The sequence below is a fragment of the uncultured Bacteroides sp. genome, assembly GCF_910586915.1.
Lineage (GTDB): Bacteria > Bacteroidota > Bacteroidia > Bacteroidales > Bacteroidaceae > Bacteroides.
Genome location: NZ_CAJULN010000064.1, coordinates 1 through 11658, shown reverse-complemented (window position 1 = coordinate 11658; position 11658 = coordinate 1). Strand labels below are relative to the sequence as shown.

The 11658-nt window shown below is 44.7% G+C and carries 10 protein-coding genes and 2 tRNA genes; 1 reads left to right on the top strand and 11 read right to left on the bottom strand.

The window, feature by feature from the left end:
- Window positions 1–107 precede the first annotated feature (107 nt).
- The 11 genes from QZ331_RS13720 to prmC all read right to left on the bottom strand — a co-directional run bounded on the left by QZ331_RS13720 (window position 108) and on the right by prmC (window position 11354).
- Window positions 108–1760 (bottom strand): SusD/RagB family nutrient-binding outer membrane lipoprotein, encoded by a 1653-nt coding sequence (locus tag QZ331_RS13720; protein WP_294631229.1) that lies wholly within the window; start codon window positions 1758–1760, stop codon window positions 108–110.
- Between the two features lie 16 nt (window positions 1761–1776).
- A complete protein-coding gene (locus QZ331_RS13715; protein ID WP_294631227.1) occupies window positions 1777–5109 on the bottom strand; it encodes a TonB-dependent receptor in 3333 nt (1110 codons plus the stop codon).
- Window positions 5110–5267: 158 nt separating this feature from the next.
- Window positions 5268–6260, bottom strand: coding sequence for a FecR family protein (locus QZ331_RS13710; RefSeq protein WP_294631225.1), 993 nt, complete (start codon window positions 6258–6260; stop codon window positions 5268–5270).
- Window positions 6261–6317: 57 nt separating this feature from the next.
- Entirely contained in the window at window positions 6318–6872 is a 555-nt protein-coding gene (locus QZ331_RS13705) for an RNA polymerase sigma-70 factor (protein ID WP_294631223.1), read from the bottom strand.
- A gap of 127 nt (window positions 6873–6999) precedes the next feature.
- Window positions 7000–7083: transfer RNA gene (locus QZ331_RS13700), tRNA-Leu, on the bottom strand.
- Between the two features lie 17 nt (window positions 7084–7100).
- Window positions 7101–7173: transfer RNA gene (locus QZ331_RS13695), tRNA-Gly, on the bottom strand.
- Between the two features lie 275 nt (window positions 7174–7448).
- On the bottom strand, window positions 7449–8789 hold the full coding sequence (argH, locus tag QZ331_RS13690; protein WP_294631221.1) for an argininosuccinate lyase: 1341 nt from the start codon (window positions 8787–8789) through the stop codon (window positions 7449–7451).
- A gap of 26 nt (window positions 8790–8815) precedes the next feature.
- Entirely contained in the window at window positions 8816–9226 is a 411-nt protein-coding gene (locus tag QZ331_RS13685) for an SRPBCC family protein (protein ID WP_294631219.1), read from the bottom strand.
- Window positions 9227–9320: 94 nt separating this feature from the next.
- On the bottom strand, window positions 9321–9959 hold the full coding sequence (pyrE, locus tag QZ331_RS13680) for an orotate phosphoribosyltransferase (RefSeq protein WP_294631217.1): 639 nt from the start codon (window positions 9957–9959) through the stop codon (window positions 9321–9323).
- A 79-nt stretch (window positions 9960–10038) separates the two neighbouring features.
- The gene (locus QZ331_RS13675; RefSeq protein ID WP_294631215.1) at window positions 10039–10521 is read right to left on the bottom strand and encodes a regulatory protein RecX; all 483 of its coding nucleotides are present in this window, start codon (window positions 10519–10521) and stop codon (window positions 10039–10041) included.
- Window positions 10518–11354, bottom strand: a complete 837-nt coding sequence (prmC, locus tag QZ331_RS13670) for a peptide chain release factor N(5)-glutamine methyltransferase (protein WP_294631213.1) — start codon at window positions 11352–11354, stop codon at window positions 10518–10520. The genes QZ331_RS13675 and prmC overlap by 4 nt, the downstream gene beginning before the upstream one ends.
- Before the next feature lie 54 nt (window positions 11355–11408).
- Between prmC and QZ331_RS13665 the strand changes: the two genes are divergently transcribed.
- Window positions 11409–11658 (top strand): deaminase (locus QZ331_RS13665; protein ID WP_294631211.1); only part of this gene is annotated, 250 nt, incomplete at its 3' end.

The window sequence follows — 11658 nt, the reverse complement described above, 5'->3', positions numbered from 1 at the left end:
ACCGTCCGATTGGACAGATAAAATATTCACTAATTTAATTCAACCAACAGGTTTTTCTTAATGATTTCATAGTTTTCATCTGTATTAAAAAAATAGTAACTCTTCGATTATCGCTTGCAATCCCACCACAAACGGGTAGAAGACATATCTACATCCTCCGGATTGGCAGCACGGTCTTTCATCAGTTCCAAAGCTGCCTGATAGATTTCCTTTCCTTCATTCGTCTGGTAAAAACTTGTAGGATATATCATACGGCGGACACCTTCTGCAATAGTAGCCCCTTGCGACTGTCCGCGCAGTGTCTTGATGGGATTCAACTTCGGGTAGCCGGTTCTTCTCCATTCCGTCCAGGCTTCCTGGCCGTTGGGGAAGAGTGCAATCCATTTCTGAATCATGATTTTTTCCAGTTTTTTCTCATTGGAGCCTTCAAACTTGACAGTCGTATTACACGGAGCCGTAGCCGAATAACTATAACTCCATCCACCCACGTTGTGAGCTACCGGCGTCAAACCGGCATTCATATAATCGTCTACCGAAGCTGTGACACCGTTCTCCTGGAAAGACATCTCTATCCCCTGCCTGTACAACGCATCGGCACTGCCAAATTCGCCACCCCACACCAAAGCCGCTTCGGCACGCAGGAAAAAGACTTCCGATGCACGCAACCAATAAGTAGGAGTACCGCTCTGGATATTCGGTTTGGAAAAGGATTCGTAAGTCGAATTGGACGAATGGGTATGTCCGGGAGGTACAGCCTGATACTTATTTCCGTCGTAAGCTACCACACCGTAAGCGCACTTCTCGTCAACCGGTAAGAAATAGGCACTCAAACGAGGGTCTTGGTATCCCATCAGATAGGCAAACATGGATGAACCCATACGGGCTTCGTTATAATTTCCGGCAAGCCACTCGATGTTGTTGCGGAACGTCATACCTGCTCCCTGACTCATCTGAGCAGCATCGTCTTTGGCGGTCATCACACCGATAGGGTGTTTCACCGCTTGCGTTGCATATTTCAGAGCCAGTTGTTCGTCAGCAAAACGGACGCGCATAGCCAGACGAAGCATCAATGAATTGGCATATTTCACCCACTTAGTGGCGTTGCCTGCATACACCGCGTCGTAAGCTCCCATCACATTGGTACCATTCTCCGACTTTTCCGTCATTACGGCGATAGCATCGGTCAGTTCGTTGAATATGGCTTCGTATATATCCTTCTCCGCATCGAACGGAATATTCATGCTGGCATCTGCCGCATGGGAATAAGGCATCGGGCCGAAACTTTCAAGTGCCTTGTGCCAAGCGGATATTTTCAGTATTTGAGCCAATGCGAAAACTTCGGGTGTTTTGTTCTTCTCCGACGCCATCTTCAGTTTCTTCCACGGGTCGAGTGCATTGGTGTACGACTGCGTATAGGTTTCTTTTATCCAATTGTCAATTAAGAAATAGGTGGTATTGTTGCTGCCTGAGCTCCATCCGCTACTATTATTTTCGCCGAAGAAACCGCTCCAATTATCGCCCGACAAGTGGTAAGCTATCTGATAGGCATTAATCACATCCGTATCATCAGCCTGCGTACCTACAGGAATTACCGTGCGCTGCATGGCAGTCACCAATCCACCGACTTCAAAGCCGTCCATAGCGCCCTCTCCTTCGGACATTTCGAACGGATTGGTGTTGATTTCTTCAAAATTACATGAGGCGAACAACGACATGACGCATATTCCCGCTAAAAGTTTATATTGATGTATCTTTTTCATGATAAAGAAGGTCTGTTTATAATTTAAATTTAATACCGAAACCGAAGTTGCGGACGCTCGGTTGCATAAAATAGTCATTTCCCTGGCCGTAGGTACTGGTAGAGGGCGTCAGTTCGGGGTCGAACGGTGCTTCGCAATAAAGCACCCACGGATTGTTGGCTATAAACGACACGGTGACATCCTTCAAAACATTGCCGAACCATTTATTAGGCATCGTATAGCTCAAGGTCAGTTCCTGTAAACGAATGTTGGTGGCACTGTAGACGTAGTAGCCGGAAGTCTCATATCCGCCGGTACCAATCATCTGATAATATGCTTTGGCATCTACCAATCCCTGTCCTTTCAGCAAAGCACCTCCTGCTTCGCGTGCTTCCGCCGAACGTTTGGACACCCCGAAACGGTCGAGCAACGCTTCTGTAGAAGAGGTGACCACGCCTCCGAAACGTCCGTTAATCTGGAAACCGAGTCCGAAGCCTTTATAGGTCAGCGTATTGTTCCATCCCATGTTGAAGTCGGGAGAAGTTCTGCCCAAATAAACCGGTTCGCCTCTTTCCATACCGAAGGTTCCGTCGCTCTTCACTTCGACATAGCCGAGATGGTCTTTCTTGAAGAATGTATTCGCATAGATGTCATGAATGCTTCCACCTTCTTTCAGGATGACGCGGCCATTATCTTTCAACACTTCGGGGATATTAATCGGAGTTTCCATCAAATCGGTATGGTAGTTTTCCACCATCTCTTTGATTTCGTTGATATTGCGCGAGAAGGTCAATGTAGAAGACAATCCCAATCCGCATTTAAACCGGTCGGAATAGCCGAGAGATGCTTCCCAGCCACGGTTTTCAACGTCACCGGCCTGTAAGTAAATCTTCTTGTATCCGGTATATTCGGGAAGATTTCCCAAGAAAGTCTGATTGTATGTATTCGACTGGTAATAGGTCACTTCCGCACTCAGTTTTTTCCAAAGTTTCAGGCTCAATCCAAATTCGTACGACTTCGTACGTTCGGCCTTGAAATCGGTGAACGGATAGATACCGGTAGGATTCAACGCTCCTCCAACGATGGGAACAGTCACCGTTCCCGGAGTCAGTCCGGAACGGGAAATAGGAGCACCTACTTCCGTATATGAACCGCGAACTTTCAAGTAAGAAATGAATTCGGGAAGTTTCACCATCTCGGAAATAATGCCCGACAGACCGATAGAGGGATAAAAGAACGACTCTTCTTTCGTGTTCACCAAACGGGAGTTCCACTCGTTACGTCCGGTCAACGTCAAATAAAGCATACTTCTCCAGCCTAATTCCACATTGGCAAAAACAGAATGGTTGCGCACACGACTGTTGCCGCCGTCTTCCGAAATACGTCCGTTGACAGGGTCTATGTTGGAAGCGGCAAACTTATTGGGCACACCAAGCAAGGTTCCTTTATAGCCTCTCTCCAACGACCAATAATCGGAATAGCTCCAACCGATATTGGCAGCAAGACTGAAATCGGAAATCGCTTTATTGATATTCAGCATGAAGTCGGCATATTCCTGACGGTCTTCATAATTACTGTATCCGTAGTGTCCTTTGGTTCCTTCGGCAAACTTCAGATCGGATGATGCATAGATTTTGCGTTCGAAACGTACGTGCGTATCGTCCATTCTGAAACGTGCCGCAGCATTCATCCAATCGGTAATCTTATAGGTCAGCCCTACATTGAACATATAACGGCTCTTTTCGTTGGTAGCCACATTGCGGTAGGCAGTCCAGTATGGGTTCTGCGACGCATATACCGGGTCGGCCACAGGCCAGTATTGCACCGGAAGTTTACGGCTCTCGTCCATACGCTCGAATGTCTTGATTTCGTTGAAATCCTCGCCTCGGGGAAACAGGTAGGCAGCCATCACCGGATTCCAATACTGTCCTTGCGACACCATGTTCTTATCTTTCTGCTTCACATACGATGCACCCAAATCGAGTTGCAACTTATCGTCAAGAAAAGTTGCCGTATTGCGGATAGTGAAGTTCAGACGTTCGTATTCATTGTTGGGCACGATTCCCTTCGAATTGGTAGAAGAGACAGAAGCAAAGGTTTGATTTGCCTTCGTACCGGTGGTCAATGTAAGCGAATTAATGAAATTGGTTCCGGTGTTGAAGAAGTCTTTCTTCGGGTCGTAGCTTGCGGGAACCAAGAGTTTTTCGCCCCAGCTTTCATACATATCTTTCTTATTGCCGTATGTATTCTGAAATTCAGGCGTCATGTATGCTTTGCTGAATTCGGAGGAAGAAGAGAACGAGAGTTGCAGTTTGCCTTCCTTACCTTTCTTGGTGGTAATCAGAATGACACCGTTGGCTGCATTGCTACCATACAAAGCAGCAGCCGAAGGACCACTCAATATGGAAAGGCTTTCGATGTCTTCCGGATTGAAGTCGGCAATTCCTTCCGTGCCGGCCTTGCCTTCGCCCATGATTCCACTGTCTGTGTTTCCCATATTCGTATTAAACAAGGGGATACCGTCTACCACATACAACGCATTGTTGTCTCCTTCGAGCGACTTGGCACCACGCATTACCACACGGGCGGCGCCACCCACACCGGTAGAACTTTTGTTGATGGTCACACCGGCAATCTTACCATTCAGTGCATTCACAAAGTTGGCATCTTTGACGGTGGTAAGCGCGTCTCCTTTCACTTGCTGCACGTTGTATGACAACGCTTTTTCCGCACGCTTGATACCCAAAGCCGTAACCACCACTTCGTCCAGCACTTCCGTGTCCTGCTTCATCCGGATGGGATAAAACTCTTTCTTGGAAACGGCTACCATTTGTGTGGCATATCCGATATAGGAGACTTTCAGTGTGGAGTTATCCGTAGCTTTTATCGTGAAGTTTCCGTCAAAATCGGTAATTGTACCTGTAGTACTGCCATTGACCGAGATGTTCACTCCAATCAAGGGTTCGCCGTTCTCATCGGTCACTTGTCCTTTGATGTCTTTCAGAGTTGCCGCAGGAACGGCGGCGGGTTTCTTTTGTGTGATTATAACATAACTGCCTTGAATCTGATATGCAAATCCGGTTCCTTTCAGAATAGCGTCCAGCGCAACCGGAACAGATACATTGTGCAAAGTAAGATTGGAGATACGTTTTCCTTTCAATTCGGAATCACTGTAGTTGATGGACATCTTCGACTGTTTTTCCACAATCTTCAATGCATCGACAACTGCGATATTTTTCTGCTGAATAGTGATTTTACGGTCACTTTGGGCGGAAACTTGAGTTGAGAGTAGTAATAATAGGCTTAAAAAAGTGAGAAAGCCCCACTTATGAGCTATTTGTTCTGCTATTTTTTCGTAAATTTGTAGCATCTTTAGTATTAGTTAATTGGTTATTATTCTATCGATTACTCAGAATAGCGTCAATACACGCTAATATTAAAGGAATTTGATTTCACACCCGGAAGGAACAGCCATTCTTTCCGGGTATTTTTTTGCATTATGTATCAAATATTAAAAGGTTCTACACTCTATTTGTTTTTTGCTGTGATATAACACTTGTTTCCCTTGATGGCATATTGCACATCTCCCACTACTTGGGTGAGGATAGTCATCACTTCATCCAACGTCGCCTGCTTGCGGAAGCGGAGGCTATATGTATTGTTCTTCAGACTATTACGACTGTAGACCAAAGTATAAGGGAATTTACGTTCGAGATGCGTGAAGATGTCTTCCAAATACATTTTGCTGAAAACCAGTTCTCCACGCTGCCAGGCCGTCACGTCGTCTATTTCGGGCTGTTGCAAGCCGTGTGTCTTAGTCAGTTTATTGTAGGCCAACTGGTCATTGGGTTTTAACACGACATTCGATGTCATATTGTTAAATTCCACTTTCACACTGCCTTCGAGCAAAGTAGCAATCAGTTCGTCGTTCTCCGGATATGCATTGACATTAAACTCCGTTCCCAAAGCTGTCACCTGGAAGTCGTTCGCTTTCACAATGAAAGGATGTTCCTTGTCGGGCTTCACCTTGAAATTGGCCTCACCTATCAAATAGACGCTCCGTGTCTCTCCACTGAATTGCTTCGGATACAATAAAGTGGTTTTCGAATTCAGCATCACCTGTGTACCGTCGGGCAAGGTAAGTTCGCGCATCTCCGATATGGGCATATAGCATTCCACCAAGTCTTTCGTAGGCCTCTCCTTTTCCATTACCAAATAGACGGACACGGACGACACTGCCAACAGGAGAATAGCCGCCGCTCGCCATACAAGCAACTGATAACTCTTCTTGCTGGGAGCAACGGAACGCACTCCTGTATTCTTCTGCATCTGCTGTATGGACTGCAACATATTATCGGGGATTTCGCATTCTCCCGCCTGTTTCCAAAGCATACGGAGTGCTTCGTTTTTTTCATCAACATATTCCTCGTCGGCCAGCCACTTCTGCACTTTCTTGCGCGTTTCTGCCGAACAGTCATTGTTTCCAAACAATTCTACGAGTTGTTGAACATAGTTTTTCATAAACTTTTTCTTTCTTTTTTGAGGCTTTATATACTAAATACAACTATTTCACGCAGACTACTTAAAAATATTTGAGAAAAAAAGAAATAAGATAAGTATCCGCTTCAATTCTATCAAGGCGAGATAGACCTGATGCTCTATTGTACGGATGGAAACATCGAGTTTATCAGCAATTTCCCTATGGCTCAATCCTCTGAAACGGCTAAGTTCGAATATCAGTCTCCGACGCTTCGGCATTTTTTCCAGAGTCAACTGAATAATCATAAGCATTTCCTTATAATACACGTGATTCAAGATTTCTTCCTTTTCTGTCAGTTCGTAGAGAAGGCTTTTCTCGATTACCTCCTCCTGGTATTCCTGTTCTATCTGCTGATGTTTGAAGATATTCAAGACAATATTCCGGGTCATTATAAAAATGTAATTGTCCAAGTCTTTCTCAGTATCCAACCAGACTTCAGGTTGCAACCAAAGTTTACAGAAAACATCTTGAGCCACATCTTCTGCCTCGGCTTCCGATTTCAGAAGCATCTGAGCGAAGTTTTTCACTTTAGGAAAGTTAGCAGTAAAAAACTTCTGAAATTTTAATTCGATCTGTCTGTCGCTATTTTCCATCTCTTTAGTATTTTCTTATGTTAACAATTAAAACACTGGCTTATTCCGAAATCAAATGTATGTAGTACACTTATAAAAAAAAGGCTTTACGAATCAATGATTCATAAAGCCTCTATAAGAATACTCGTACTCGAAGCGGGACTTGAACCCGCACAGCCGCAATGGCCAAAGGATTTTAAGTCCTTCGTGTCTACCATTCCACCATTCGAGCATCCTTTTCAAAGAAAGAGCGGAAAACGAGACTCGAACTCGCGACCCTAACCTTGGCAAGGTTATGCTCTACCAACTGAGCTATTTCCGCGTTTTTTTCAACGGGTGCAAAGATAAGCAGTTTACTTGTTTCCGCCAAATCTTTTTAAAGGAAAGTTTCTAAAAATAACATTTGCCCGCCTTCTTTCCGCAAAACCAAACCTGATAATCAACAAGTTACAGCTCATATATATCCTGCATGCAGGACATATATGAGCTGGACATAGGCTCTATAGATGCTGGAAGCAGGAGATATAGGCCGTAAAAACAGGAGATATATGTGCTGGAAATCGGTCGTACGACGGGTGAAATCAGCGGGTAATCATGTTATCTTCCAAGCAGAGTTTTCTCTGCATTCTCCATCCCAAAGAAGTTGAATCCGTCGACTACTTGCTGCATCAGAGCGGAAATCTCTACGTTGCAAAGATTGCCGATACTTCCTTCGTGAGTATGATGTACTTCTTTACTGTGGGAAAACTTGCCGGCTTCTATGTCCAAGCCTACCTTTTTATATGCATCACGGAAAGGCATTCCTTCGCGTGCCAAACGGTTTACCTCTTCCACGCTGAAGATGAACAGATACTTATCATCATCAAGAATATGTTCGTTCACCTTAATCTCATTCATGATGTAAGTCGTCATCTGCAAACAGTCTTTCAATTCCTGAAAAGCCGGCAAGAAAACTTCTTTGATAATCTGCAAATCGCGGAAGTAGCCGGAAGGCAGGTTATTGGCAATCATCATAATCTGTTGAGGAAGCGATTGCAGTTTATTGCACTTGGCGCGGGTAAGTTCGAACACATCCGGATTCTTTTTATGGGGCATGATGCTGGAACCTGTCGTACAATCATCCGACAATTTGACAAAACCGAAATTCTGACTGTTGAACATACAAGCATCAAAAGCCAGCTTGGAAATCGTGCCGGCAATCGTAGCCAACGCAAAGGCGACGTTACGCTCGAGTTTGCCGCGCCCCATCTGCGCATATACTACATTGTAGTTCATTGAATCAAAGCCAAGCAGTTCGGTGGTCATCGTACGGTTCAATGGGAAAGACGAGCCGTATCCGGCAGCCGATCCTAACGGATTGCGGTTACACATTTTGAACGCAGCCTGCAAAAACATCATATCATCCACCAGGCTTTCGGCATAAGCGCCAAACCACAATCCGAAGGAAGAAGGCATGGCTATCTGCAAATGGGTATAACCGGGCATCAATACGTGTTTATATCGTTCACTCTGACGCACCAGTACATGAAAAAGCTGTTCTACCGCTTCGGCTATTTCCTTTATCTGCGTACGGGTAAAAAGTTTCAAGTCCAGCAACACCTGGTCATTCCGCGAACGACCACTATGGATTTTCTTTCCTATATCTCCCAAACGGCGGGTCAACATCAATTCTACCTGGGAATGCACGTCTTCCACTCCGTCTTCTATGACAAATTCCCCCCTTTCGGCAGAAGCATAAATATTCTTCAGTTCGGCCAACAACTGTTCCAGTTCTTCTTTCGTCAGCAAACCGATGCTTTCGAGCATCGTAATGTGAGCCATAGAACCGAGCACATCGTGCTTGGCCAAATAAAGGTCCATCTCCCGGTCACGCCCCACCGTGAAACGCTCGATATCTTTATTCACTTGTACGGATTTCTCCCAAAGTTTCTGTGCCATAAAGTCCGTCTTTCGTTATACTTCTATTAATAATTAATGATAGACAACATTTCAACCATCTTTTCCAAGCCATCCTGAAGAGGTTTCTGTATCATCGTTTTCATAAACGGGTTAATATCCATTCCGATGGTCACTTTCATTTTACACTCTTCTTCTCCTGTCGCTACCAATTGAATCCACATATTAAAAGGCAGTGGCGAATTGATGGTTGCCAACTTTACGCATTTGCAAGGTTCACGTTCTACAATTTGCAGTGTCAGTTGTCCGACGGGCGAAACACTAAAACTCAGTGTATCCGAATCAAAACTTAAATCCTGCACCTTATCTTGCGGCAAACGGTCTTTGACTGCTTCCAGGTTACTTAAATCCGAAAGTTTGTTGTACACACGTTCTTGGCTATAAGGTATCACCTTAACGCTGCTCTCAAATTTATTCATAATTATTTGGGTATAAAACAAAAAAAGAACAATCCGGACAATTCATGTCCGAACAGTTCTTTTCTTATAAATATGTTTGATTAAAACAAAATTCTTATTTTCCAGCATCCCAATGAGCGGGGTCTTTACGCCATTCGTTCAATGTCTGTATATCTTCTTCCTCAATGTAACCGGTACGAAGAGCAACATCAAGCACCGCTTCATAATTAGTCAGTGTCACCAAAGTTACTTTTGCATTTTTGAATGCTTCTTCGGCAACAGGGAATCCGTATGTATAGGCCGCAACCATACCAATCACTTCGCAACCATCGCGACGGATTGCTTCCACAGCCTTCAAACTGCTGCCGCCTGTCGAAATCAAATCTTCAACCACTACCACTTTCATTCCCGGACGAAGTTCGCCTTCTATCAGATTCTCCAACCCGTGATCTTTTGGGGTAGAACGAACATACACGAACGGCAAATTCAATGCATCAGCTACCAAAGCTCCTTGTGGAATTGCACCGGTCGCTACACCTGCAATCGCATCCACCTGTCCGAACCGCTCCAATATCAGACGTGTAATTTCAACCTTCACAAAATTACGAAGAGAAGGATAGGATAGAGTTTTACGGTTATCACAGTAAAAGGGGGATTTCCATCCTGAAGCCCATGTAAAAGGGTTAGCGGGTTGAAGTTTAATGGCTTTAATCTTCAACAGTTTTTCCGCAAACAGTCTCTCTAAGTTTTTCATAACTAAACTAACTATTAATTATTTGCCGCAAAAGTACAGAAATTGAACGAGAATAAAAAGAAGAATGGGTTTATTTTTTTCAGTCTATTTGCTCCTCTTCGTCGGGGACGTCTATACAACGCTTGATATCTTTCAGTTCAAACCCACGGCTCATGGCGAACCGCATCAGTTTTCCATTCAATTCATAATCATCTTGCGCATGAATGCTTTTCCGTTTGGAAGCCAGCAAACCACGCAGGACGGAAAGATATTCCTCATCGTCAATATCATTCAGATACCGCCATGCCACATCGGAAGGAATCCGCTTCATATAAAGTCCCTGAGCAATCTTCACTTTTCCCCATTTGGCAAACCGGAACTTATCGTTTACAAAAGCCCTGCAAAAACGTTCATCATCGATGAACTTTTCTGCTTCCAAATGGTTGAGAATACGCGCAATGGTATCATAGGCAATTCCCCAACGTTGTAACTTCTCACTTATTTCTGCCCGACAATGCTCGGCAGTAGAGCAATAGGAGGCTACACGATTCAAAGCCTCTTCGTCTGTTAATTGTGCACTCATCGATTAGCTGTAACTATTCTATCTTTTCCAAATATGTCTTTTACAACACGAACATCACGATATTGGTTCATTTCAAGCATATGTGCCGTCTCCCGACCGTAAGCCTGGTTTATTTCAAAATAGAGCCTGCCACCCGGCAGCAGCAGTGCGCGTCCCAACTCCGCAATCCGAAGATAAAACCGCAACGGGTCGTCGTCGGGAACAAACAGAGCCAATTCCGGCTCCCAGTCAAGCACATTGGCCTCCATCTCGTTCTTTTCCGCTTCCGTCACATAAGGCGGGTTGCTGACTATGACATCAAAAGAAGGTGTTTTCTCCCAATCGTCGGAAAAGACATCTCTTTTCAGGAACGTAACCTCAGCTTCCAATTCTTTATTGTTCGTACGTGCGATAGTCAATGCTGTTTCCGATATATCCCAGGCTTCCACTGCTGCTTTCGGCAGCCGCTTATCCAAAGAGATTGCAATACAACCGCTTCCCGTACCTATATCTAACAGACGACAAGCGTCCGTATTCTCCCGGGCAACCAAGGCCACCAACTCCGCTGTCTCCGGACGAGGAATCAACACCCCGGGAGCCACTTTGAATCTCCTTCCGGCAAACTCCGTCACACCGCGAATGTACTGTATCGGTTCGTTTTTCTGCAAACGGAATATAATGTTTTCCAATTCACGCTCTTTGCATTCAGATAAAATTATATCTTTGCCGAGGTAAATATCAAGCGCATCCAAACATAACATATCGCAACAGATCAACATCGTAAGGGCTTTGACCTCTTCCGGCGGATATATACCTTGCAAAGACTGGCGGATGTAAGCGGTGATACGATTCATATATTTACAATTTCGGACTGCAAAAGTAAGAATAATATAGCGAAGAGCATTAAAATGGAAGAAGAAAAATACATGAGACGCTGCATTGAGCTTGCCCGAAACGGGCTATGCAACGCAGCACCAAATCCAATGGTAGGAGCAGTTATTGTATGCGACGGACAAATTATCGGTGAAGGGTATCACATCCGTTGCGGAGAGGCGCACGCCGAAGTCAATGCCATCCGTTCTGTCAAAGACGAATCTTTACTGAAACGTTCTACCATTTATGTCAGTCTTGAGCCTTGCTCCCACTACGGAAAAACTC

Bases quoted from the DNA above. Each gene is read 5' to 3' on its own strand.
- QZ331_RS13720 (WP_294631229.1), bottom strand. From the start codon at position 1,760: ATGAAAAAGATACATCAATATAAACTTTTAGCGGGAATATGCGTCATG.
- QZ331_RS13715 (WP_294631227.1), bottom strand. From the start codon at position 5,109: ATGCTACAAATTTACGAAAAAATAGCAGAACAAATAGCTCATAAGTGG.
- QZ331_RS13710 (WP_294631225.1), bottom strand. From the start codon at position 6,260: ATGAAAAACTATGTTCAACAACTCGTAGAATTGTTTGGAAACAATGAC.
- QZ331_RS13705 (WP_294631223.1), bottom strand. From the start codon at position 6,872: ATGGAAAATAGCGACAGACAGATCGAATTAAAATTTCAGAAGTTTTTT.
- argH (WP_294631221.1), bottom strand. From the start codon at position 8,789: ATGGCACAGAAACTTTGGGAGAAATCCGTACAAGTGAATAAAGATATC.
- QZ331_RS13685 (WP_294631219.1), bottom strand. From the start codon at position 9,226: ATGAATAAATTTGAGAGCAGCGTTAAGGTGATACCTTATAGCCAAGAA.
- pyrE (WP_294631217.1), bottom strand. From the start codon at position 9,959: ATGAAAAACTTAGAGAGACTGTTTGCGGAAAAACTGTTGAAGATTAAA.
- QZ331_RS13675 (WP_294631215.1), bottom strand. From the start codon at position 10,521: ATGAGTGCACAATTAACAGACGAAGAGGCTTTGAATCGTGTAGCCTCC.
- prmC (WP_294631213.1), bottom strand. From the start codon at position 11,354: ATGAATCGTATCACCGCTTACATCCGCCAGTCTTTGCAAGGTATATAT.